Below are 23,617 nucleotides of genomic sequence, written 5' to 3' on the forward strand. Positions count from 1 at the left end.
CTACCTCGCTCCCAGGGTAAGGCCTGGCTTGGCATTAAGCGACATGAGGGATTCCTTCCCGCTTATGTGCTCGAAGTATGCTGCACTTGCTATCATTGCCGCGTTGTCTGTGCATAGTATAGTTGACGGGAAAAGCACCTTGGCACCAAGCTTTTCTGCAGCCTGGGTCAGGCTTTCACGCAATGAAGTATTCGATGCCACACCTCCTGCTATTGCAATCTTGTCCAGCTTCCTGTCCTTTATTGTCGCAATGACATTTTCGGTCAGAACTGAAACAACTGCCTTCTGGAACGATGCTGCAACGTCAGGCACGCTTATTTCAATGCCCTTCTGCTTTGCTGAGTTAAGATAATTGAGAACTGCACTCTTAAGCCCGCTGAAGGAAAAGTCTAAAGTGTTCTCATGGAAATTCGCTTTGGGGAACCTGATTGCATCAGGATTTCCAAGTTTTGCCACCCTGTCAATCTCAGGGCCTCCGGGATAGTTAAGCGAAAGCGCCCTTGCGACCTTGTCGAAGGCTTCTCCGGCAGCATCATCCCTTGTTTCTCCCAACACCTCGAAATCTCCATAGTCCTTGACATGGACAATGAAGGTATGCCCGCCTGATACCACGAGTGATACGAATGGCGGAACCAGGTCCTTGTGCTCTATGTAGTTGGCGGCGATATGCCCCTCTATATGATTTACTCCAATCAGTGGCTTTCCCAGAGAGAAAGCGAATCCCTTCGCGAACTGAAGACCTACGAGAAGGGCTCCTACAAGTCCGGGACCGTAGGTTACGGCAACTGCATCAAGGTCCGAGGCTTTGACTCCAGCCTCCTTCAAGGCTTCATCCACAACCCAGGATACATTCTCCACATGCTTCCTTGAAGCTACCTCAGGTACTACTCCGCCAAATTTCCTGTGTTCCATGATCTGTGACGATATTATGTTCGAAAGCACTTCCCTGCCGTTGCGCACTACGCTCGCAGCGGTCTCGTCGCAGCTCGATTCTATAGCTAGTATTAATATATCTTTCATCTATGTTAACCTCATCGGTTGAATTATTTTTTTCATTAGCCTATAATATTATAGCCTGAACTAATATTTTAAACAATCAAGCTTAACACGGCTTTAACATTTTAATAAAATTCATTTTTGAATACGCACAGGATGCAAAATCCGGGGAGATGCTATGACAAGCTATGCCAAGGTAGTGGTTATGGGAACACCTATAACCAAATCAAACTTTAAGCTTATAAACAAGGAAGGACGCTCTTTCCTTCCCATGAACTCCGGCAAATACCATGACAGGTACGCCAACTACGAGCAGGAGATAGCCTTCACCGCAATGTCGCAGAATCCCGGACTCGTCCTTGACGAATCCCTCATTGCGATCCTCAGGGTCTATTACAAGAGCGAGAAGCGCCATCCTGACACCAACAACATTACAAAAAGCATATTCGACGGCATTGAAAAGTCAGGGCTTATAATAAACGATGCCCAGATTACAAGGCTCGTCATCGAAGAATACTATGACAGGGAGAACCCTAGATTCGAGCTAGAGCTCTTCGGTGACAGCGAATTCAACCTGACATACCAGGTGCTCAAGAGAGAAACACCTCTGCCAATGAAATCCTACGACCTGGCATCCAACAAGAAGGGTGAAATGAGGATCAAACCGAAACCAGTGAAGAAGTCAGATGTGATTAGTGGCAGCAACTGCTGCTCTGTCTGCAAAAAGCCCATTTCGGGCCGCGACTTCATAAGTGCCGATGCAGGAAGGACAATAATCTGCAGGAGTTGCTTTAACAAGCTGCTCTAGCAAATAAGCAACTTTAGAACTAAATTATATTGAGTCATATTTTAAGGGGAGCCTCATCGGCTCCCCTTGTCATAATCATTCATAATAAATATTTAACTTGATTGTCAGAATCTTTTTGTGAACTGGTTGACTATCGCCTTAAAATATTCAGGCTGTTCAATAGCATTAAGATGTCCGGCATCAGGAATGATGGCTAGCCTTGAATCAGGAATGGCAAGCTGATATGCTCTCATTGACTCAACTGCAATCTCATCATTGTCGCCAGAAACGAGAAGCACTGGCACTTTTAGTTTTCCAAGTTCAGGAAGCAGATTGAAATCTCGTAGGTCCCCTGAAAGCTTTATCTCACTCGGACCCTGCAGTTTACCATATACATCATAATTTGCCGTCATCATCATCTTCATTACCATTTCAGGAACGGGTCTCTTCCTGCAGCCATATACCTTGTAGTACTCCATTATGGCCCCCTGATACTCTTCTCCGTAATTACCCTCTTTCTCAAGCCTTTCGATGGTTTCTCTCGCCTTTTCCGGCAGCCTCTTCATGTTCCTCTCTACATCCTCTTCGAAAAACCTGGCGCTAAGGAACGGTGAGTTCAGGACCAATGCGCTTACTCCTTCAGGGTTTTTGTCCAACATATACTTTGAAACAAGTCCACCGCCCCATGAAGTTCCCATAAGGACAACCTTGTAAAGTCCAAGTGCTTTCCTCACTTCATCCAGTTCTTCAACAAAATAATCTGTTGTGTACTCCTCAATGCTGTCAGCCTTATCTGACCTGAGACTTCCAAGCTGATCATACATATATACCGGACGATCTTCTGACAGGTCATCGCCTGATTCTATCACTGAGCAGAAGCCTGGTCCGCCGTGGACAACAAGCATAGGTGTTCCTTCCTTTTCCTTGCCAAATACACCATACCAAATGTTTTTTCCCCTGATATTGATGAAGCCTTCTTCCAAAATGATTCCCTCCTTCAGGTTTTCACTTAAATCTTGAGTTATCGCACAGAATGTCACTTAAGCCTGCTTTTGTTAATCATCCAATCTTACTTCCGTACTTTCAGTCAAGCCCTTCCTGGACCTTCTTTGCTACAGTATGAACCACCTTTTTCGAGACGATGTCGTCAACTATCATTTCAGCAAGTCCAAGTCTATCGAATATTATCTTCTTTGATTTCATCTTATTTGACTCATCAAACTCGTATGTAGAATATCCCGGAAATTCAACAGGCTTCTTATCTACAGTTCCGGTTACGTAGTACTCAGATACACCCCACCTGTCTTTTGCCACCGTGCCGATACCTATTTCATGCAGAGTGAAGTTCTTGATTCCATCAAAAAACCATACAAGATATCGCCGCACCTCAGCCTTGCCTCTGAATATCCCGCTTGAAGTAGTCCAGACGGAATCCTCAGCTGTCATAGAAAGTATTTTCTCAATATCATGGGAATTGAATGCATCCCTAACTTCACGGATCAGGTCTATGACAGGAATTTCTGACATTAATTTTTCCTCCATTTTTACAGGCTATTTTCCGAACAAAATTCAAGGTTTGCTACACTAAAACTCTTGCACACGAAATGATCCATTACCAATCCTCACTCCACATACAGCCATTCTGCTAATCATATACACACACCATTCAGATGCAGCTCCATTATTATTCAACCACAGACCATTAGACACTGTATACACTGACTGGAGATACTCACCGATGTCCAATTTAAGAACTCTGCTGAAAACCCAACTAAACTAAATTCACTTTGACTATCAAAATATATCACTATTATCCACTTAAATTATAGCACTATGAAATGCTGATTCAAGCAGACCATCTGAACAACAATGAAATTAATCATTTATTCAATTACATGCCACTTCATTTACATTTGAAACAAATAACTTTCAAATACCCATAATTCAATACATGCTTCTGTTGGACAACGAAAAAAGTGCTTCAGCCATTCCAGCTGAAGCTTTTAGTTTAAACTATTGTTCTGTCTGCAGCATCCCTGTTGCATATGCTGCTGCATCTGCTCCTGCAGCTGATCCGCTTTCCATGGCCGTCCTGCAGTCGTAGGATACCTCTTCGGCATTTCCCGCGGTGAACATGCCCATCTCGTCCAGATTTCTCCTGAATCTTTTGAAAAGCCTTCTTGAAGGGTCAAGACCTACTGAAAGGAGGAGTGCATCGCATTCTATGACCTCGGTCATTTCTTCAGGAAGGCTTGTCCTGATTTTTACAGCAGATATCCTTCCGTTTTCAGTAATCTCAAGGATCCTTGCTCCGAGCTTTACCTCCACACCAGGATATGTTATAAGTCTGTCCATGCTTTCATCCCAGTTCTTGAAGGTTTTTCCGGGCTCTACTAAAGTAACACTCCGGGCTCCCTCTACTACCAGCATCCTTGCAAGGTAAATGCCATTCCTGTCACCGCCGTATATAACCACGTTCTTCCCGGGCAGGAACCCGTCATTGACGATGAGCTTCCTTGCTGAGCCTACGCTCATTATTCCAGCTGAACGCTTCGAGCTGATGTTGAGCAGCCCTCTGGGACGCTCCCTGGCACCTGTCGCAAAGACGATTGTCTTAGCCTCTATTTCCCTGACACCCTCGATTCCGTTCACGTACTTTATCACTCTGTCTTTAGTGACTGTGAGGACTAGTGTTCCCGTCTTCACGATAACCTTTCTGACACCGGTCCTTCCGGCCATGCTGTCAGCGAGCTCCACTCCGGTCAGGCCTCCATCCCAGCCTGTAAGGGGTTCTATCAGTTCGTTCAGCACTCCGCCTAAGACATCGTCTCTCTCCAGTATAAGAACCCTTGCGGCTCCCTTTTCTTTGGCTGCTATTGCGGCCGACATTCCTGCCGCGCCGCCTCCGATTACCGCTACATCATATGTTTCCATCTGTCGTCGCTCCTTGTGTATATTACCTTACCTGCCTTGATTGTCATCGCTGCCTGGTTCACGCCGAAATGGTATGGCAAAAACCTGTATGATGATGCGTCTATCAGCACCAGGTCAGCATCCTTGCCTTCCTCTATCGTACCCTTTCTTTCTCCTCTTCCAATAGCACATGCGCTGTTAAGAGTCAGCGCAGTTAGCATCTCTTCGGGAGTGAGCCTCATCTGCAGGCATGCAAGGGCTGCCATGAGAGGTATCGAATATGAATATGAGCTTCCGGGATTGAAATCCGTGCCCAATGCCACCGGAAGTCCCATGTCTATCATCCAGCGTCCGTCTGCATACTCTTCCTTCAGTGAAAATGCAGTAAGAGGCAGAAGCACAGGTATTACTCCAGCTTCCTTCATTGCCTGCAGCCCTTTTTCAGAAGCCTTCAGCAGATGGTCTGCACTGATAGCTTTAATTTCAGCTGCAAGATACGCTCCTCCCAGGTCACTCATCTCGTCAGCATGAAGCTTGAGCCTGAAGCCCATATCATTGCATTTCTTCAGGTATTCCCTTGAATCCTCAACCGAGAATACTCCCTTCTCGCAGAAGATATCGCAGAATTCAGCAAGGTCCTCTTCCTTTACAGAAGGAAGCACATCCTCTATGAGCATATCAAGGAAATCACTTTCCCTGCCTTTGTATTCCGGAGGTACTGAGTGTGCACCCATGAATGTGGAGACTATCTCAATGATTCCTTCGTCATTGAGCTTTTTCACAACCCTCAGCTGCTTGAGCTCCGTCTCCTTATCCAGTCCGTATCCGCTCTTTGCCTCCACTGTTGTGATGCCGTGGGAAGCCATTCCCATGAGATGCTTCCTTGTCGTAGCCAAAAGATCCTCAAAGCTTGCCCCTTTGGTTTTTGCAACGCTTGATGCGATTCCTCCGCCCTTCTTCATGATCTCCATATAGCTCTCGCCTCTAAGCCTCATGGAGAATTCCTCCTCCCTGGTACCGCCGAAAACCAGATGGGTGTGAGGATCCACAAATCCAGGAAGAAGCGTCATGCCTGTTCCATCGATAACTTCATAGTCCCCTGTCTCCAGCATGCCTGCTTCAGACTCACTGAGCACTCTTGATATCTTCCCTCCGCTTAGTATCACTGAAGGCCTGATCATTTCAACTATCCTGCCCTGCTCAGAACCTCCTTTAGGAGTATTTCCCAATGGAGTGGCAAGGCTTGCAAGTCCATATATCAGTTTATCCTTCTCCATTATTCCATCAGCCTCGTTTCAAGGATCTGGTCAGCAGAGAAGTTCTCAAGCCCCATGTAGTATTCAAGTGAATCAGACAGTGCCTTAAGCGGCACAAGGCCTACTATCTCAGTCCCGACTACACTGACCCCGTATCTTCTTGCCTCGAACCTTACGTTCTCCAGTGCGCTGTAGATCGATGTCTTTGAAAAGTCCGTCAGGTTCATGCTCACCTGGACCTGTTTCCTTTCAGTGAGGCTGACACCCATGGCCTTCACGAACCTCAGCCCTCCGCCGATGTGCCTGACCTTCCTCGCAATCTCGTCCGCAACCTTTATGTCAGAGGTTCCCAGGTTCACATTGAAAGCCACAAGTGGCATCCTTGCTCCGATTACAACAGCTCCGAAGGTCTCATGGGGACTTTTCGGACCGAAATCGCTCTCCCAGCCTTCCTTTGCCATCTTCTCCTTCAGTCCCTCGAATTGTCCCTTCCTTATGTTCGCCAGGTTCTCCCTGTCAGGCCTGGTCGCGCTCTTCTCGTACAGGTATACAGGTATCCCAAGTTCCCCGACTGCCTGTCCAACCTCCCTTGACAGAGCTATGGCCTCCTCAACGCTTACTCCCTTTATGGGAATGAATGGGATGACATCAACTGCACCCATCCTGGGGTGTGCACCGGTATGCTGTCTCATGTCTATTGAATCAAGAGCCACCTTCACTGATTCAAGGACAGCCTTCTTTATGCTCAGAGGCTCTCCTACCACAGTCACCACAGACCTGTTGTGGTCAACGTCACTGGTGTAGTCAAGGAGCTTTACCCCTTCTTTGCCTCTGAAGCAGCCGGCTATCCTTTCAAGGAGTCCCGGGTCACGGCCTGTGCTGTAGTTTGGCACGCATTCAACTATCCTGTCCATCACTTACCCCCAATATCCTGTCAAGCAAAGCGTCATCAGCAAGCCTCGGCACTGTAACCTGCCCTTTGCCCTTTGCATTGTATCCGATGCTTGTCGCTATGGCATTATCATTCCTTGCCCATGACCTCCTGGCTACTCCTCCATATACATCCCATGGCATTGCAACCTTAAGTATGGAGTCAACCCTCTCACTCCCGTCAAGCACCATTCCGAATCCGCCGTTTATGGCCTTTCCTATACCTACTCCCCCTCCATTATGGAGAGCTACCATGGTCATTCCCCTGGCAGCGTTGCCGGCAAAGCATTGTACAGCCATATCTGCCATGATGTTCGAGCCGTCTTTTATGTTGGAGGTCTCCCTGAATGGAGAATCGGTACCCGAAACATCATGATGGTCCCTTCCCAGCATCACAGGACCTATCTCCTTGTTCCTTACCATCTCATTGAACTTAAGGGCGATTGCCAGCCTTCCTTCACCGTCCTGGTAAAGGATCCTCGCCTTGGTACCCACAACCATGTTGTTTTCCTTCGCATCCCGTATCCAGATGTAGTTATCCATGTCCTGAGGACGTCTGAAGCGGTCTATTGCATCCATGGCAGCCTTGTCGGTCCTCTCAAGGTCTTCTTCCCTTCCTGAGAGACAGACCCATCTGAAGGGACCGTAGCCATAGTCAAAGAGCTCAGGCCCCATGATGTCCTCCACATAGGAAGGGAATATGAATCCATCCTTCTCATCATGTCCGTTCTTTGATATTTCAGTGACTCCTGCATCATACACTGCCTTCATGAACGAGTTCCCATAGTCGAAGAAATATGTCCCCCTTGAGGTCAGTGTCCTTATCAGCTCGAAGTGTTTTCTAAGAGTCTTGTCGACCATTCCCTTGAAGGTATCCCTGTCCTCCTTTAGGAGCCTTGTCCTCTCCTCGAAGCTTATCCCCTGAGGGCAGTAGCCTCCGTCATATGCCGCATGGCAGCTGGTCTGGTCTGACAGAAGGTCTATATGGATGGAATTGTCAACAGCATGCTGAAGAAGGTCCACGATGTTGCCGTGGAACGCAACTGAAACAGTCTGTCCGGAAGCCATCGCTTCATAAGCAATTGAAAATGCTTCCTCCGGGCTTCTGGCAATTGCCTTCACCCACCCCTGGGTTAGTCTTGTTTCAATCCTCGACATGTCGACCTCTGCGACTATGGAGCAGCAGCGCGCAATGTCCGCAGCCTTCGGCTGAGCTCCGCTCATGCCGCCCAGGCCTGATGATACGAAAAGCCTGCCTCTAAGGTCATCGCCTGACACCTTAAGCTTAAGCCTGCCTGCATTGATTATCGTATTGAACGTGCCGTGGACTATTCCCTGTGGTCCGATGTACATGAGTCCGCCGGCTGTCATCTGTCCGTAGTTGGCAACGCCTATCTGCATTGCGCGGTGCCAGTCCTTCTGGTTGTCAAACATGCCAACCATCAGTGAATTGGTTATTATGACCCTTGGAGCAAGATTATGGCTCGGAAAAAGACCCAAAGGATGTCCGGACTCTATCACAAGTGTCATATCATCCTCAAGCTCCTCTAGGTACCTCTTTATCAGCAGATACTGCATCCAGTTCTGGCATACCTGGCCTGTCTCGCCATAGGTAACGAGCTCGTAAGGATAAAGTGCGGTCTCGAAATCAAGGTTGTTGTCCAGCATCACCTGTATGGCCCTGCCCTCCAGGCATTTACCCTTGTACTCATCAACAGGTTTCCCGTAGATCCTGCCCTCAGGCCTGAACCTGTAGCCATAGATCCTTCCTCTGCTTCTGAGCTCATCCAGGAATTCCCCTGCCATCTTCTCATGGTGCTCCTCAGGTATGTACCTGAGTGCATTCTTAATTGCCAGCCTGGTATCAGCAGGATCCAGGTTATACCCCCTGTCAGGAGCACGCCTTATTCCTTCCACAAATCCAGGGTATTCAGGCAGTGGTCCCCAAAGCTTTATCGACATGGATCTTTCAATAGCCTCATTGCCAATCATAAGACACACCTCTTCTTTTTTCGCTACTTACATTGTAATCCATCTGTCTGGACATGTAAAAGCTTTACAGGATTCATCCGCTTATTAAGGCTATGCTTCCTGTCGAAGAGTTAAATTTCAATTAAAAACCGCCTGACGCTAAATGAGACTGATAAAATGTAGTCATGAAAGGATGCTATTGCATCAGGGGGAGGAAGTAAATGAAAAACAAGTCGAATTACTATATAGGATTGATCCTCGTGATAGTCGGAAGCGCGGCATTTTACAACTCAGTTTTCCTAAATGGATTTTTTGGAGTCAGGAACCTGTGGCCGCTATTCATACTGCTGCCTGGACTGTTCATGGAGATTGACTACTTCGCTGGAGACAAGCTGAAGGGAAGGGACCCAGGGGTCCTTATTCCAGGCGGCATTCTCACAGGCATGGGTACGTTCCTTCTGCTCAGAGAATTCCTTGACATCATTCCAGGCATGACAGGTCCGGTGATGATAGCAGTGACAGGCGCAGCGCTTCTCCAGTACTATGTGGCAAAGCCAAAGGACAGAGGACTTCTGGTTGTCTCACTTGCGCTGATACTCATCGGAGTCCTTCTTGGAATCAGCAGGTATACAGGTGAGCTTCCTGTATGGCTTACAGCAGGTTCACTTACATCTCTTGCAGTGATCATGGCAGGTGTATACCTCATCGCAAAGAAGCCTCAGGAGTACAAGGATTCAACCTACAGGCCAAGGGACAGCGAAAACCAGAAAAAGAGCCAGTAATTTAAAAAACTTCCGCAAAAAGCGGAAGTTTTTTTATTGCTCAATTGTCTTCTTATAGCATTGAGTTGCTTGAACCGAGTACGTTCTTTATCTTGTGCTGTACCATTCCCTGTATAGCATCCCTTGCCGGCCCGAGATACTTTCTTGGGTCGAAGTCCGATGGGTTCTCAACAAGATGCCTTCTGATGGCTGCAGTCATTGCGAGCCTCAGGTCTGTGTCTATGTTGATCTTGCATACTCCAAGCTTTGAAGCCTGTCTCAGCATGTGCTCAGGAACTCCCTGCGCTCCGGGGATGTTTCCGCCGTACTTGTTGCAGAGCTCTACGAACTCAGGAAGTACTGTCGATGCTCCATGAAGAACAAGCGGGAAATTTGGAAGAAGGTTTGTTATTACCTCGAGCCTTGCGAAGTCGAGCTTTGGCTCTCCCTTGAACTTGTATGCACCATGGCTTGTTCCGATGGCTATTGCCAGAGAGTCAATGCCTGTTCTCTGTACGAACTCTACAGCCTGGTCAGGATCGGTATATGATGCATCTTCCTTGCTTACGTTGACTGAATCTTCAACACCAGCGAGTCTTCCAAGCTCAGCCTCTACAACTACGCCCTTGCTGTGTGCGTAGTCTACGACTTCCTTGGTTATCCTGATATTCTCTTCAAATGAATGATGTGAAGCATCGATCATGACTGATGTGAATCCGTCATCAACGCACTTCTTGCACATTTCCACACTGTCACCATGGTCAAGATGGAGAACTATGTCCAGACCTGAATCTTCGATAGCTGCCTCTACAAGCTTCCTCAGGTATATTGGATTCGCATACTTTCTCGCACCTGCAGATACCTGGAGAATTATAGCTGACTTTTCCTGCTTTGCAGCATCAACTATTCCCTGGATTATCTCCATGTTGTTGACATTGAAGGCTCCTATCGCATACTGTCCTGCATACGCCTTCTTGAACATTTCGGTTGAAGTTACTAGTGCCATTTACATTACCTCCTTGGTTTTGGGATATCTATATTAATTATAGATAGCAAATGTAACGAAATCAGTCTTCATCATTACCGAGCTCGAACCTGATTCCTCCTGACTCTTCCTCGCCTTCAGGCTCAATCTTGTCGCTTTCGCCATAGAAATGGCTTGAATCACCGTAAATCCTTGTCTCGGTCCTTGAGAATGAGCCCGCCTTATCCATTATAGCATCTTTTATGTTAATGGTGATATGGCCTACACTCTCTTTTGCCTTGTCTACCTTTTCCTTCAGGTCTTCAACATCGATTTCTGAAACAGCTTCTTCCAGAAGCTCACCTGCAGCATTGAAGGTGGTCTCTATGAATTTCCTGCCTTCCTCCCCTACTGTCCTGGAGCCTGTAATAGCCTTGTAAGCCAGCTCCTTCCTGTCCATCCTCAGAGCTGCAAGCCCAATTGCGTCACCGGTAAACTCCACTGTGGCGCTCAAGGCTCTTCCAATGGTCCTTCCTGCCTTGTTTGCGTTCTTTTTGACCTTCACTTTTCCTACCTCCACGATAGTCTTATGTATATATTTAACCACAAAATTGTTAACAAAAACCAAAGTAGTTAAAAAAACCGCAAAAAAACGAATCTTTTACCTTCACAAATGCGATAAACCGCATCTGTGAAAGCAAAAATCCGCTCCTTAGTGCCTATTCTTCTATTTCCCTTGGGAAAACCATCTTTATCTTCTTGTCAGCGATTGAGAATACAACCTGTTTCCTTGCAGCTAGCTCGCCATCCACATTGATGTATACCGGCTCCTCAGCGATTATTTCCACCCTTTTGCATCTTCTGTACTGAAGCTCTTCAAGACCCATGTGCTTTCCCGCAATTGCCTTTGGAAGGAACTTCATGACCTTCGCCCTGTCGATGTCAGTGACAATCAGGACATCAAGAAGCCCGTCGTTGATATCAGCAAGTGGTGCTATCTTTATGCCACCGCCATAGTACTTTCCGTTTGCTACAGCCACCATGAATACTTCTTCGTCGAATACCTCTCCGTCGGCAATTATCCTCACCTTCTCAGGCTTTATGTCCATTGCGGTGGAGATTACGCTCAAAAGATACGAGACCTTGTTGGGAATAATCGGCCCTGTCTTGTACTTTTCTGCATTCTTTACCACGTTGGCGTCAAAGCCAAGTGACGCGATGTTCAGAAAATACCTGTCGTCAGCCATTCCCAGGTCGACTTCCTTTTCAGTCCCAAGAATTGTGTCGAGGAGAATCCTCCTCCTGTCGAACTTCTTGACCACTGACTTTATGAAGTCATTCCCGGATCCTCCCGGAATGCATGCAAGTGTAGAGTTTGTCCCAACCATGCCGTTAAGGACCTCATTAAGGGTACCGTCCCCACCGACTGCGTATATGCGGTAGTCTCCTGTTGACGAAAAGTCCCTTGCGATTTCAGTCGCATGCCCCTCATATCTAGTGAAGACTATCTCGTAATCTATATCCTTGTATTTCTGCTTCAGCTCCCTGAAGAGCTTGCCGATGGTCCTTGCCATCCTGAGAGCTATTCCGTTACCGGCAGCCGGGTTTACTATGAACAAATGCTTTACGGGACTCATAAATTACCACCAAATCCGTTATTTTTTTACTCCGCCTAACCTTTGCGGATCTCTTCTTCAAGTATAGCATCTTATGCTCTGCTTCAATTATGTTAATCAATATTTAAGCGAATTTTCAATTGTCTTTGACACTTACCTCCGGATGAACCTTCACACCAGCAGAGGAAGCTGTCTCAGTCCATCTGTCAACGAAGTCTCCCCTTGCCCATTCAGCCATTATTATCTCCTCATCCTCATCGACTGCTATTGTCATTGCCGGCCTTACTGAGAGGTTCATGTTCTCGTCGTACATGAACATTATGAGATATCTTGGAGTCCTGACGATTACGAACGCATTTCCCGGAGCATTTATGACATCCTTTGCTTCAGGAACCATTTCCTTTATCCTGCTCCATGATACCTGCAGCTCATCATATGTGACAAGCTTTGCAGGAGGGATAAGTGAGACTGTAATGTCCTTATAGTCCTTTGCCGGCTCCCTGACAGAATTAAGCCTTGCAGTCAGCACCCAGTGACCGTTTCTCCTCTCCATTGCGAGGCTTTCAGAAAGGTTACCGATGCTACCTCCCTTCGTTTCAAGCGAGCTGTCCCTTATGCTCTCACTTTCATACGAGCTTTTCAGGGCTTCCATCCCCTCTTCCCCTGCGATTTCTGTTATATTGACACCCCTGTACTCAGTATAGTTGTCAACAGCCAGGATCTTCTGGTACGGAAGGCTCATGTCAGCTTTTGAAATGCTTGTCCCCTGGGTTATGCCGATGTAGTCGTTCCCTACAAAGCCGACATCAATGAACCTTTCGGCTGTCACAACAGGCGTTCCCAGCTCATTCTCCGTTATTACCTGCCTTCCAGCAGGCTTTATAAGCAGCGACTCGAATACCTTATTCTCCTCAATGTACCTTTGAACGGAAAGCAGCATGAACTCCTTCCTGGGGAACAAGATGTCCCTGACCTCGTATGCATCCTGGAATTCTCCATTGCTGTATATCCAAAGCGTCCTGTACGCTGTACCTTCATCCTTTGTCCTCTCTGACTTGAGGCCTATGAGCACTCCTGCCTTCGGCTGATAGGAAATGACCTTGCTTGATGAGTCAAAGGCCATATCCATTTCCGGAGCTGCTCCTGATGACTTCTCTGTAGTCGGTACTGCATCTCCGCTTCTGACAAGCTTAATGAAGTTCTTCCCCTGTATGATCCCGATCATGTCCTTCTCCAGGCTGAAAACCTGATAGAATGACTTATTCTCGGTACTGATGTCGTATACCTCCATCTCGCCGTCCTTTAGATTAAGTCTGGATGGATTGAGCCTGTACCTGTTGAGCAGGAAATCAAACACATTGACGAGCTTAACCTTATATTCAGGTGACTTGACAGTTTCACTTCCGACCCTGGCCTCTTTCGTATCAAAGTATGCTGTGAGGCTCTTATAGTCAGATTCGCTTATTTCAACAGTACCTTCAAGTGGCACCACAGAAAGGTAGCTGTAGCTTCCTTCTATTTCAAGCGTTGCAGGTTCAGGGGCATGCACTACCCTCTCATTACCAGAGATGCCCAAAGAGCATCCAAATAGCATGAGGGTGCAGGCCATCAAAGTGATTATTCTAATCACGTGGGTGATTATTCTATTTGTTCTTTTCATAATTCACCACTCCCTTTAAGGGAATCCTCATCCTTATCTCGGTTCCCTTTCCCACTTCGCTCTTTATCACAAGTTCTCCGCCATGCAGCTTAGCTATCTCATCACAGATCGAAAGTCCTATTCCATTCGATGAATTTGAAGTCTTTCCCTTGAAGAACTTCTCCTTCACCTTGTCGATATCCTCAGAACCAATACCTATGCCGTTGTCTGTCACTATGAAGTCAAGATGCTTTTCAGTCTTTTCCATTGACACTGTGATCTCTCCACCCGGCCCGGTAAACTTGAAGGCATTGTCTATGAGGTTTATGAAAACCTGCTTCAGCCTGTTGGCGTCGGCTGTTATGAATCCCATGTTGTCCTTCCTGTTGACTTTGAACTTCTTACCTTCTCTGTTGGCCCTGTCCTCCATGTTCTTCCAGATGAAGTCGAATAGCCTTGTTATGTCGACCTTCTCAAGGTCCAGGGTAATCTTGCCTGATACGAACTTCGAAAAGTCAAGAAGCTCCTCCACCATGTTCTTAAGCCTGTCGGTCTCATTTGATATGATGTCCAGGCCGTCTGACAATAGCTGCCTGTCAGTGCTCTCATCCTGCAAGGTTATCGCCCAGCCCTTAATTGCTGTTAGCGGTGTCCTGAGCTCATGGGATACGGATGATATGAAGTCATTCTTCAGGGCATCCTTCTTCCTGATTTCCCTGGTCATGTAGTTGAAGGTGTCGGAAAGCTTTCCAACCTCGTCATCGTTGTACTTCCTGCTGACTACGTTATAGTTCCCGGAGGAAATCTCTTCAGCAGTTGCAGTAAGCTCCTCGATCGGCCTTATTATCTTCTTTGACAGGATCTGGCTTATAGCTGCTGTTACAGCAACCACAACTATGGCGAACAGCCCGAAGTTCAGTGCAATGACCCTAAGTGTCCTGTCCACATCCCTCATTGAGGTAATGAACCGAAGTGCTCCGACAATGCCCGTGCCATCTGTAAGAGGATATGAGACTGCCATTACCTTCTGGCCTGTCCCTTCCTTGTTGAACAACAGGTAATCTGTCCCTCCTGAAAGAGCTGCTATTATGTCCTTCTCATCCCTTACGCCCTTGGGCCTGGTTCCCTGTGAATCGAGGATCACGACACCCTCCAGGTTAATTATCTGTACCTCTGCGTCAGTCTGCTTCCAGAATGCGTCCACATCTCCATAGACATTGTCCTCAAGGCTCTGGTCGGAAAAGTACCTTTCATAGAAATCCGCTGATATCCTCAGCTGGTTCTCAAGGGTCGTCCTTATGTTGTTGTAGAAATATTCCTGAAGCAGGAGCATGGTGGCAAATTCGGTGACGAACACCGAAATGAAGATTATGATCATGTAGTTCCTTGCCATCCTGTTCTTCAGGCTGTTGTACCTTCCCAATTCGCGCACCTCTTTGTATGTTCTTCTTAATGCCAAAAGGAAACCAAGAGCATCCTTTTGGTTTCCTAAGCTATCTTGACCACCTGTAGCCTGTGCCCCATACGGTCTCTATGAATGCCGGCTCTGACGGATTGTCCTCCACCTTGGCTCTGAGCCTTCTTATGTTGACATCAACGATCTTCGGGTCACCTATGAAGTCGTAGCCCCACACAAGGTTAAGGAGCTCGTCACGTGAAAAAGCCTTTCTCGGATTTTCGAGGAAGATGCTCATCAGCGCATATTCCTTCGGAGTGAGGTCAAGGACAACGCTGTCCTTCATTATGGTCTGCGAATACTTGTCCATGACGAAGCCCTGGCTTTCGACCTTGTACTCGTCCTTCTTCACTGTCTTCCCTTCCTCAAGGCGCCTAATGAGCGCCTTGGTCCTCAGGATGAATTCCGTGGGGTTGAAGGGCTTGACCACATAGTCGTCAGCTCCCCTTTCGAGGCCTGTAATCTTGTCCATGTCCATTCCCTTGGCAGTCAGCATGATGATTCCGATTTCCGGATGCTTCTCCCTGAGCCTTCTGCATACCTCAAAGCCGTCTATTCCCGGCAGCATGACATCCAGCACCACAACCTTTGGTCTCTCAAGCTCAGCAAGCCTCAGGGCTTCCTCTCCTGAGCCTGCCTCGACCACCGAGAATCCGTTACGTTCAAAGTTTATCTTCAGGAAAGCCCTTATGCTTGACTCGTCTTCACATATCAGAATCTTCACAAACATCACATCCATTCTATTTTAAGATACCGAATTTGTACCCCTGTTCCTTGAATTCAGCTATGATAAGCGGCAGTGACTCCGGTGTAAGCGGCTTGTTTGTAGCATCATGCATCAGGACCACTACGACCGACTTTATCTTTGTGTAGTTGAGTGAGTCGAAAACAAAGTCTGCCATTGCCTGAGCGTCCTTAGGCCTTCTCGATGTAGGCTCGGAATCACCGTTTATGGCATTCCAGTCCACATATTCTATCCCCAGTCCTCCTATGACCTCATCAACCTTGTCCATTCCCTTCCATGACATATGTCCGCCTGGATACCTTAATACCTTGCTGTCAAAATCATCCTTGCCTGTTGCTGTCCTTATGGCATCGACAAGCTTAACCATCTCTTCCTGGATGTATACTGCATCCCCTGTGTTCTTGGGATAAAGCTTCTCGTAGACATGGCTGTATGTATGGAGGGCAACTGAGCTGCCTTCCTCAAGTATCCTGTTGATGACTTCACCGGATCCTGCCTTCTCCACACTCGTTCCTATGACGAAGAATGTGCCCGGTACACCCTCTTCCTTGAGGACATCAAGGATTTTTGCTGTGCTTTCAGTATTAGGTCCGTCATCAAAGGTCAGGAACACCAGCTTTTCTCCGGTGTACGGCACCTTTCCGGTCATCCAGTCCCTTACGTCCTTTGTCAAGTATGCATATTCATCAGCCTTTACAATGTGGTTGCCGTTCCTTACGAGATCCTCAGGGGATACCACCGGTACGGTCTCAACAACTGTCGGCTGGGTATTGTCAACAACAACAGGCTTATTTGAAGTAAAGTAGCCTTTCCCGAACAGGTAGAATACTCCAAGTCCTATTGCAGTCCCAAGTATTACAACTGCTCCAACTGTCCTCAGAATCCTTCCGGTTCCGCCTCTTCTTTCTGGTGCGAATAAATTTTTGTTTCTTCTCATATTTCCTCCGAATCTGTCTTTATCTTAATTCTAAGTTGCGCTGCATCATATTTTGTTACAAACAGGAATCATCTCCTATATCATAACAAATATACGGGCATAAATGGTGATTTTGAAGGCAAATTCACCTTTGCACCGAATCTGGAACATTCCATTCTATCTCAATATGATATAGAATGTTTGTGATGGCTGTGTCATGCAGCAATGATTTTTTTAAGGAGCTGATCCATTGTTTGGATTTTTTGGCAAATATGTCGACATAGTATCGCCTTTTACAGGAAAGACCATTGACCTGAGTGAGGTACCGGACGAGGTATTCTCCCAGAGGATGGCAGGAGACGGTATTGCAGTGATTCCAACCGGGAATGTGGCCGTAGCGCCTGCTGATGGAGATATAACACTTATTTTCCAGGGAGGGCACTCATTCTCGATTAAGACTCCGGACAAGCTTGAATTAACAGTGCACATTGGTATTGATACGCTAATCATGAACGGTGAAGGCTTCGAGGTGCTTGTACAGCAGGGTACAAAAGTGACCAAGGGAACTCCGATAGTAAGATTCGACCCTGCCGCAATAACAGACGCAGGCCTGTCCCTGATTTCACCTGTCCTACTGACTGATCCGGATTCAGTTCGTTCAATATCTGCATATTCAGGAATTGATGCTGAAGCAGGAAAAACCGACATACTCAAAGTCAGGCTTAAGTAACCCATAAACCAAGAATAAAGGCTTGTCAGAATGTGTAATATATGACATCAGGGAGGTTCTGAATGAAGAGGATTCTTGTAATAGCTATAGCTGCAATAATGCTTCTCACCCCGTTTTCAAAGGTCCTGGCAAATTCTGCTCCAGTATATTGGGAGGGTTATCCTTCATCTGTCATAATGTCTGTTGACAAGGAAACTGACATAAGTGTCGATTCAGAGAAGCTTCTCTTCGACCTTAGTGAAGGCCTCAAAGGCGGGTACAGCCCACTATGCAGGATTACAGCAGCCTATTCAATGTCTGCAGGCGAGGATACCACATCGACAATGGCCTTTCCCTACATCGGCAGCCTCCAGAGCCTTTATGAAGGCGAGGTCAGGATCACAGCTGATGGAGAAGAAGTGCCGTTTTCACTCTTTTTCGGAGAACCTGCCGAAGGCTATGGTACCTTCTCGGATTCAGAAAAAAGGGATCCTCTGACTTTCTCAAACATAATCCAGGCAGTCTCAAAGACGGACTATGAGCCCGTAAGCTTCAATGCTGATGAAAAAGCTACCCTTGTAAGCATAGATGTTAAGAAGACTGGTTCTTCATCGCTTATGATTTCAGTTCCAATGGACCTTCAGGGCAAGGACACCGATATCATCGCCCTGGACTTCAACGGATACTCCAGAGAAGGTGACAGGATGGAGCTTAAGTCCTGGGTCGACAGTACAGATAAAATTGAATTCCTTGTCATTGGAGACAGGTTTGATGTTGCAGTCGAAGGCTACGTCGACGCAACAGAAAAGGAGAAGAATGACGGCTTCACCTATGAGATTTCAGAGGATGAGGTAAACATAAGGGACTTCCTACTAAATGAGGGTGAACGTCTCCTTGGTAGGAATATAACCGATGATTCCACGCAATACTGGAACGTCCTGGCCAGGGAGGTTGATAAGGCCATCCAGAACAACGATGGCTTTGCAAGCATCGACGACCTTACAAGCGCCCTGTACACTGACAGGTACATACTGTTCATTTACTCAGTGGATTTCATGAAGGAAACCTCAAGGGAAGTCTCTGTCTCGTATCTTTCCTCAGGCACCATGGACAGGAGAGAAACATCTACTCCAAAGTACACCTTCAGCTATCTTCTGAGCCCGGCATCACTCTGGGATGGCTTCAAGGACCTGGATATTGAGATAAGGACATCTGAAACCGAACCATACCTGCTCGAAAGCACACTTGAATTTGAAAGTACTGCTGCCAGGAACTACAAATCGTCCTTTGAGACTCTTCCTGACAAGGACCTTGTCTTCACGGTATATAAGTCTGAGAAGATAACATTGTCGGACAGGTTCAACGGATGGCTTTCCAGAAGCTATGGATTGATTTTCATGCTTACGCTGCTGCTACCGCCAATCATAGTCTTCGCGATCCTCCTCCTGATAGCCAGGGCAGTATGGAAGAGAAGGTCAGGAAATGGCATGTGATATGATATAATCTAATGTGATATACAAGACATGATTAATAAGGGGGACCACAATTGATACGAAGGGTAATTAACATAGACAGAGAAAAATGCAATGGCTGCGGAATCTGCGTTACAGCATGCCATGAAGGAGCAATAGGACTTGTAGGTGGAAAGGCACAGCTCATGAGGGACGACTATTGTGACGGCCTCGGAGACTGCCTTCCGGCATGTCCTGAGAATGCCATAACGTTTGTTGAACGTGAAGCCGCTGCATATGATGAAGAAGCAGTGCAGGCCAATATGGCAAAGAAGAACCAGCCCCAGATGATGACTTTCAGTGCAGAACCGACACCAAAAAGAACAGTAAAGCAGCAGGCTCCTGTCCATACAAGCGGCGAGTCACAGCTTTCACAGTGGCCTGTAAAAATCAAGCTTGTTCCGGTCAAGGCACCATTCTTCGAGGGCGCGAATCTTCTCATAGCAGCTGACTGCAGCGCATTCGCCTTTGGTGATTTCCACGACAGGTTCATCAAGAAGAGAGTGACCCTAATTGGATGCCCTAAGCTCGACAACGTGGATTATTCTGAAAAGCTGACCTCAATAATAAAAGAGAACAACATAAAGAACATTACAATAGTCCGCATGGAGGTTCCATGCTGCGGCGGTCTTACAAGCGCCGTAACTACTGCCATGAAGAACAGCGGAAAGATGATCCCCTGGCAGGTTGTTACCATATCCTCAAAGGGTGAGATTCTCGAGGACTGATAAGCATGTTGAGAAGAAATAAGCTATAGAACATAATTTACCGGATAAATTTCCATTTATCCGGTAAATTCGAATACCCATGATTAATCTGAAGATGCAGCAATACGAACATAGGAGGCCGATAAGGCATGGATATCGAAATCAGGGAATACGAAAAGAAATACATTAACGAGGCGATCAGCATCTGGAATGATATTGTCGAGGATGGCATCGCTTTTCCACAGATGGACCTGCTGACAGAAATCAGCGGTCATGAATTTTTCTCACAGCAGTCATTCACCGGCCTAGCCTACGACAAGGACAGCAAAAGCATTGTCGGACTCTACATCCTCCACCCGAACAACATAGGACGATGCGGACACATTTCCAATACAAGCTATGCTGTAAAGAAAGGCCTGCGAGGTCACCATATCGGAGAGAAGCTCGTAGTGCATTCACTTAGCAAGGCGAAGGAACTGGGCTTCATGATCATGCAGTTCAACGCTGTGGTGAAGACAAACGAAAATGCCCTTCACCTCTATGAAAAGCTTGGTTTCGTGAAACTTGGCATCATTCCCCAGGGCTTCCTCATGAAGGATGGCACGTATGAGGACATTGTGCCGCATTATCGGGTGCTGTAAATAATCCCTGCCCTGGCCAATAGGTTGAACCTGTTATATCAGTTTATTTTGGAATTGGGGTTGATGAAAGAATATGAAAACCAGAATAATAGCTCTGCTTGCAGCATTCTCACTGATGCTCGCTCTGGGATGCACCAATAAGGAACTTAAGACAGGAAAATATGTGATGCAGGGAACCGAACTTGCAGAATGGGCATGGGTTATCCTGGAAGATGATGGTAAATTCGTATTCAATAGGAATCTCGCTACATCCTATCTACCTACCGGTACCTATACGGTAGAAAAGGGTATGCTGATTCTGTCAGTCAGCGCTGACGAGACCTACAGGTTCAGGATCGATGGGAACGATCTTATCTTTGACAGCGGAAAATTAGCTGAATCATTGGTTGAAAAGGGAGCTATCTTCAGATTATCTGAAATCACGATCGAAGCCGGAAAGTCTCTTAAGTTTTCAGAAGAAGAAGTAACCGAGGCCATTAATCTGGTGAAGACTGAATTCCATTTCCCATCCGCAAACCTGACAAAATTGATCTATGACGAGGAAACATCAGAACGGCTAATTAAGGGATATATGGAAAATGGAAAAGGCTCTGTAAATGGAGTAGACCCGAAGAATGTCATCATTCTGCTCTCAGAGTTTCATGTGGATGGCTCCGGAAAAAATCCAGTCCTTAATCCCAATTCAACCTACACAGATTACCAGTGGATCTTGATAAGGCAAAGTGAAAACAGTGATTGGATAATAGATGACCAGGGTTATTGATTGTATTCTATGATCAGGGTTATTTAAGTAAATATATGATGAGGAGAGAGGTTCAAGCTGAATCTCTCTCCTTTACTGAAATATCTATTTGTCCTTTTATTGAATTTCCCTATTATCTCATTCTTTCGTCCCTTTTGTGCACGATGTCCCCCATCATCCAGGCTGTGATTATCTCAATCTTCCTAGGTAAATATGATCTTTCAGCTTTGGCTAGCTCATAAATGTTTTACATTTTCTGATTCATAGCTATATTGCAAAATTAACTGATAGTTTATGAAAAATCCATGCATATTGCATCGATTATTATAAGCAATGTGATTCAATGTAATTGATAAGAATATGCATAAGGTGTTTTATTTTGCTGAAAGTATGCCTATTAGAGCAATTGCTGCTTTGAATTGGTTCAATTAAAGCGATTTGCATACCGAATCTATTGTTTTTATCGGTGAATACATCACTAAATATATAATATACCACCTAAGGTATTAGCATGTTTTCAGTAATCATTTTTTCCTGGATGCTCATGAAAGGGGGTATTTAGATTGGCTTCATCAACAAAGTTATCTGGTTTCATAACCTATAAGGATGCATTAAAATTGACAGCAAAGCAAAATGCCGAGAATCATCAGAATTTCATCAATCCTGGATTGGTAAGGCTTTTAGGGTTCCTTAATTTCGATAAGCTATTTGTTCGTGCTGAGAACTGCTCGGTTTGGGATAGCGATGGCAATGAGTATATAGACTTTCTTGGTGCATATGGAGCCCTTAACATCGGGCATAACAACAGTGAAGTCATAGAAGCATTGAAGTCAGTAGATGCTCTGCCCAATTTTCTTCAGATTTCATTGAATCCGCTGACTGGGGCACTAGCCAGCAATCTTGCCCATCTTTGTCCAGGAGAGCTAAAACATTCCTTCTTCTCTAACAGTGGAGCAGAAGCTGTTGAAGGTGCCTTGAAGCTTGCAAGGGCATCATCAGGAAAATCCAGGATAGTCTCTTGTGAAGGATCATTCCACGGTAAGACATTTGGAGCTTTATCCGTTACTGGAAGGAAAAAATACCAGAAGCCGTTTTCTCCAATGTTACCAGGAGTCAGTTTTGTTCCCTTCGGAAATGCTGATGCACTTAGAAAAGCCTTGGCTGCAAAAGATGTTGCAGCCTTCATCGTAGAGCCTATCCAGGGAGAAGGCGGGATTATAGTTCCACCTGTTGGTTATCTTCGTGACGTCAGAAAAATCTGCTCTGAGACCGGAACGCTGTTTATAGTCGATGAGATACAGACAGGGCTTGGCCGCACCGGAAGGATGTTCGCCTGCGAATACGAGGATGTCTCCCCTGACATCATGTGCCTTGCAAAATCACTTGGCGGCGGGATAATGCCCCTGGCAGCATATATTGCAACTGAAAAAGTATGGAAAAGCGCGTATGGCACATTGGATAAAGCGGTTCTCCATACGTCCACCTTTGGAGGCAACACAAGAGCAGTAACTGCAGGCCTGGCAGCACTCGAGGTGACATTGAGGGAAGACCTGCCTGGACAGGCTGAAGAAAAGGGCAAGTATTTTTTAGCTGAACTCCAGAAGCTGAAGCTAAAATATCCAATAATCAAAGAAGTCCGCGGTCGAGGTCTGATGCTCGGAATCGAATTCGCTCAGCCCAAGAATAATTTCCTCAATAAGGTCACAAGAGGTAACTTTGAAAAGCTTTCGTATGAATACGTGGGCTCCCTGATAGCCGGCGAGCTTCTGAACAAGCACCATATCATCACTGCATATACTTTGAATAATCCTAAGGTAATCCGCTTGGAACCGCCTCTCACCATATCATATGAGCAAATTGATAAGTTCCTGAAGGCTCTGGATACGGTCTGCCATAGGAACAAAGGCTTCTTTGGCGTTGTCAGGTCAAGTTCAAAAACCGTTATAGTTTCATTCCTTAAGAAGAAGTTCCATTCTTAAATGAAACAACAATAGAACACATCAGCTATATTACTGATGTGTTCTCTCAATTCTAGTATTTCAAAGCAAAGCAAATCCCCCGGACCAAAAGATCCGGGGGATTTAGATGACCTGGCGACGACCTACTTTCCCACAGAGCTTCCCCTGCAGTATCATTGGCACCTTGAGGCTTAACCGTCGTGTTCGGAATGGGAACGGGTGTAACCCTCAAAGTTATAGACACCAGATACGAAAAACCTTAGGTTTTTCGATCCATTCGTGCAGATTCGAAGAATCGCAGAATGGCTATGCAAACTATTCATCTGCATTAGATGAAACAAGTTTCATCATTGAGAGATATGCTCCCTCAAAACTCCATATACCTGAGAAACGTTTCAA

22 protein-coding genes and 1 rRNA gene are annotated in these 23,617 nt (G+C 46.2%); 8 read left to right on the forward strand and 15 right to left on the reverse strand.

Annotated elements, in window-relative coordinates; translation table 11 throughout:
* Nucleotides 1-1,020: a tRNA (adenosine(37)-N6)-threonylcarbamoyltransferase complex transferase subunit TsaD gene (tsaD, locus tag J2Z34_RS08595; RefSeq protein WP_209459453.1), complete on the reverse strand. Its 1,020-nt coding sequence runs from the start codon at nt 1,018-1,020 to the stop codon at nt 1-3.
* A gap of 154 nt (nt 1,021-1,174) precedes the next feature.
* Between tsaD and J2Z34_RS08600 the strand changes: the two genes are divergently transcribed.
* Nucleotides 1,175-1,804, forward strand: a complete 630-nt coding sequence (locus J2Z34_RS08600; protein WP_209459454.1) for a RusA family crossover junction endodeoxyribonuclease — start codon at nt 1,175-1,177, stop codon at nt 1,802-1,804.
* A gap of 104 nt (nt 1,805-1,908) precedes the next feature.
* Here J2Z34_RS08600 and J2Z34_RS08605 read toward each other — a convergent pair whose 3' ends face one another.
* From J2Z34_RS08605 to J2Z34_RS08630, 6 genes are all read right to left on the reverse strand, one after another.
* A complete protein-coding gene (locus J2Z34_RS08605; protein WP_209459455.1) occupies nt 1,909-2,766 on the reverse strand; it encodes a proline iminopeptidase-family hydrolase in 858 nt (285 codons plus the stop codon).
* A 100-nt stretch (nt 2,767-2,866) separates the two neighbouring features.
* Entirely contained in the window at nt 2,867-3,310 is a 444-nt protein-coding gene (locus J2Z34_RS08610) for a nuclear transport factor 2 family protein (protein WP_209459456.1), read from the reverse strand.
* A gap of 486 nt (nt 3,311-3,796) precedes the next feature.
* A complete protein-coding gene (locus J2Z34_RS08615; protein ID WP_209459457.1) occupies nt 3,797-4,717 on the reverse strand; it encodes an NAD(P)/FAD-dependent oxidoreductase in 921 nt (306 codons plus the stop codon).
* Nucleotides 4,699-5,973, reverse strand: a complete 1,275-nt coding sequence (gene hutI / locus J2Z34_RS08620; protein WP_209459458.1) for an imidazolonepropionase — start codon at nt 5,971-5,973, stop codon at nt 4,699-4,701. The genes J2Z34_RS08615 and hutI overlap by 19 nt, the downstream gene beginning before the upstream one ends.
* A complete protein-coding gene (gene ftcD / locus J2Z34_RS08625; RefSeq protein WP_209459459.1) occupies nt 5,973-6,866 on the reverse strand; it encodes a glutamate formimidoyltransferase in 894 nt (297 codons plus the stop codon). The genes hutI and ftcD overlap by 1 nt, the downstream gene beginning before the upstream one ends.
* Nucleotides 6,850-8,874 (reverse strand): urocanate hydratase, encoded by a 2,025-nt coding sequence (locus J2Z34_RS08630; RefSeq protein WP_209459460.1) that lies wholly within the window; start codon nt 8,872-8,874, stop codon nt 6,850-6,852. Before J2Z34_RS08630 ends, ftcD begins: the two co-directional genes overlap by 17 nt.
* A gap of 200 nt (nt 8,875-9,074) precedes the next feature.
* Here J2Z34_RS08630 and J2Z34_RS08635 point away from each other — a divergent pair, with 200 nt between their 5' ends.
* Nucleotides 9,075-9,635: a hypothetical protein gene (locus J2Z34_RS08635; RefSeq protein ID WP_209459461.1), complete on the forward strand. Its 561-nt coding sequence runs from the start codon at nt 9,075-9,077 to the stop codon at nt 9,633-9,635.
* 52 nt (nt 9,636-9,687) lie between these two features.
* Here the strand turns inward: J2Z34_RS08635 and fba are convergent, their stop codons facing one another.
* The 7 genes from fba to J2Z34_RS08670 form a co-directional block, all read right to left on the reverse strand.
* Complete coding sequence (gene fba / locus J2Z34_RS08640; protein ID WP_209459462.1) at nt 9,688-10,620, reverse strand: class II fructose-1,6-bisphosphate aldolase; 933 nt, start codon at nt 10,618-10,620, stop codon at nt 9,688-9,690.
* A gap of 61 nt (nt 10,621-10,681) precedes the next feature.
* A complete protein-coding gene (locus J2Z34_RS08645; protein ID WP_209459463.1) occupies nt 10,682-11,143 on the reverse strand; it encodes a hypothetical protein in 462 nt (153 codons plus the stop codon).
* A gap of 154 nt (nt 11,144-11,297) precedes the next feature.
* Entirely contained in the window at nt 11,298-12,215 is a 918-nt protein-coding gene (locus tag J2Z34_RS08650) for a diacylglycerol/lipid kinase family protein (protein ID WP_209459464.1), read from the reverse strand.
* Between the two features lie 115 nt (nt 12,216-12,330).
* Nucleotides 12,331-13,854 (reverse strand): hypothetical protein, encoded by a 1,524-nt coding sequence (locus tag J2Z34_RS08655; RefSeq protein ID WP_209459465.1) that lies wholly within the window; start codon nt 13,852-13,854, stop codon nt 12,331-12,333.
* On the reverse strand, nt 13,838-15,256 hold the full coding sequence (locus J2Z34_RS08660) for a sensor histidine kinase (protein ID WP_245250578.1): 1,419 nt from the start codon (nt 15,254-15,256) through the stop codon (nt 13,838-13,840). Before J2Z34_RS08660 ends, J2Z34_RS08655 begins: the two co-directional genes overlap by 17 nt.
* Before the next feature lie 70 nt (nt 15,257-15,326).
* On the reverse strand, nt 15,327-16,013 hold the full coding sequence (locus tag J2Z34_RS08665) for a response regulator transcription factor (protein WP_425348042.1): 687 nt from the start codon (nt 16,011-16,013) through the stop codon (nt 15,327-15,329).
* 16 nt (nt 16,014-16,029) lie between these two features.
* Entirely contained in the window at nt 16,030-16,971 is a 942-nt protein-coding gene (locus tag J2Z34_RS08670; protein WP_209459466.1) for a polysaccharide deacetylase family protein, read from the reverse strand.
* 229 nt (nt 16,972-17,200) lie between these two features.
* Between J2Z34_RS08670 and J2Z34_RS08675 the strand changes: the two genes are divergently transcribed.
* The 6 genes from J2Z34_RS08675 (at nt 17,201) to J2Z34_RS08700 (ending at nt 23,239) form a co-directional block, all read left to right on the forward strand.
* Complete coding sequence (locus tag J2Z34_RS08675) at nt 17,201-17,680, forward strand: PTS sugar transporter subunit IIA (protein WP_209459467.1); 480 nt, start codon at nt 17,201-17,203, stop codon at nt 17,678-17,680.
* A gap of 62 nt (nt 17,681-17,742) precedes the next feature.
* Complete coding sequence (locus J2Z34_RS08680; RefSeq protein WP_209459468.1) at nt 17,743-19,152, forward strand: hypothetical protein; 1,410 nt, start codon at nt 17,743-17,745, stop codon at nt 19,150-19,152.
* Nucleotides 19,153-19,205: 53 nt separating this feature from the next.
* Nucleotides 19,206-19,898 carry an ATP-binding protein gene (locus J2Z34_RS08685; RefSeq protein WP_209459469.1) on the forward strand — a complete coding sequence of 231 codons (693 nt, stop codon included), beginning with the start codon at nt 19,206-19,208 and terminating at the stop codon, nt 19,896-19,898.
* A 128-nt stretch (nt 19,899-20,026) separates the two neighbouring features.
* Nucleotides 20,027-20,518: a GNAT family N-acetyltransferase gene (locus tag J2Z34_RS08690; protein WP_209459470.1), complete on the forward strand. Its 492-nt coding sequence runs from the start codon at nt 20,027-20,029 to the stop codon at nt 20,516-20,518.
* 73 nt (nt 20,519-20,591) lie between these two features.
* Complete coding sequence (locus J2Z34_RS08695) at nt 20,592-21,281, forward strand: DUF4829 domain-containing protein (protein WP_245250579.1); 690 nt, start codon at nt 20,592-20,594, stop codon at nt 21,279-21,281.
* 542 nt (nt 21,282-21,823) lie between these two features.
* Complete coding sequence (locus tag J2Z34_RS08700) at nt 21,824-23,239, forward strand: aspartate aminotransferase family protein (RefSeq protein WP_209459471.1); 1,416 nt, start codon at nt 21,824-21,826, stop codon at nt 23,237-23,239.
* A gap of 109 nt (nt 23,240-23,348) precedes the next feature.
* On the opposite strand, the gene rrf is transcribed toward J2Z34_RS08700, so the two are convergent.
* Nucleotides 23,349-23,466, reverse strand: a 5S ribosomal RNA gene (gene rrf, locus J2Z34_RS08705).
* Between the last annotated feature and the right edge of the window lie 151 nt (nt 23,467-23,617).

Origin of the sequence: Youngiibacter multivorans (assembly GCF_017873395.1) — a bacterium.
Classification (GTDB): domain Bacteria; phylum Bacillota; class Clostridia; order Clostridiales; family Clostridiaceae; genus Youngiibacter; species Youngiibacter multivorans.

What these genes read in the sequence shown, in the direction of transcription:
- J2Z34_RS08690 (WP_209459470.1), top strand. Translation starts at nt 20,027, where the DNA reads ATGGATATCGAAATCAGGGAATACGAAAAGAAATACATTAACGAGGCG.
- J2Z34_RS08635 (WP_209459461.1), top strand. Translation starts at nt 9,075, where the DNA reads ATGAAAAACAAGTCGAATTACTATATAGGATTGATCCTCGTGATAGTC.
- J2Z34_RS08650 (WP_209459464.1), bottom strand. Translation starts at nt 12,215, where the DNA reads ATGAGTCCCGTAAAGCATTTGTTCATAGTAAACCCGGCTGCCGGTAAC.
- tsaD (WP_209459453.1), bottom strand. Translation starts at nt 1,020, where the DNA reads ATGAAAGATATATTAATACTAGCTATAGAATCGAGCTGCGACGAGACC.
- J2Z34_RS08610 (WP_209459456.1), bottom strand. Translation starts at nt 3,310, where the DNA reads ATGTCAGAAATTCCTGTCATAGACCTGATCCGTGAAGTTAGGGATGCA.
- J2Z34_RS08680 (WP_209459468.1), top strand. Translation starts at nt 17,743, where the DNA reads ATGAAGAGGATTCTTGTAATAGCTATAGCTGCAATAATGCTTCTCACC.
- J2Z34_RS08695 (WP_245250579.1), top strand. Translation starts at nt 20,592, where the DNA reads ATGAAAACCAGAATAATAGCTCTGCTTGCAGCATTCTCACTGATGCTC.
- J2Z34_RS08600 (WP_209459454.1), top strand. Translation starts at nt 1,175, where the DNA reads ATGACAAGCTATGCCAAGGTAGTGGTTATGGGAACACCTATAACCAAA.
- ftcD (WP_209459459.1), bottom strand. Translation starts at nt 6,866, where the DNA reads ATGGACAGGATAGTTGAATGCGTGCCAAACTACAGCACAGGCCGTGAC.
- J2Z34_RS08615 (WP_209459457.1), bottom strand. Translation starts at nt 4,717, where the DNA reads ATGGAAACATATGATGTAGCGGTAATCGGAGGCGGCGCGGCAGGAATG.
- J2Z34_RS08630 (WP_209459460.1), bottom strand. Translation starts at nt 8,874, where the DNA reads ATGATTGGCAATGAGGCTATTGAAAGATCCATGTCGATAAAGCTTTGG.
- J2Z34_RS08670 (WP_209459466.1), bottom strand. Translation starts at nt 16,971, where the DNA reads ATGAGAAGAAACAAAAATTTATTCGCACCAGAAAGAAGAGGCGGAACC.
- hutI (WP_209459458.1), bottom strand. Translation starts at nt 5,973, where the DNA reads ATGGAGAAGGATAAACTGATATATGGACTTGCAAGCCTTGCCACTCCA.
- fba (WP_209459462.1), bottom strand. Translation starts at nt 10,620, where the DNA reads ATGGCACTAGTAACTTCAACCGAAATGTTCAAGAAGGCGTATGCAGGA.
- J2Z34_RS08655 (WP_209459465.1), bottom strand. Translation starts at nt 13,854, where the DNA reads ATGAAAAGAACAAATAGAATAATCACCCACGTGATTAGAATAATCACT.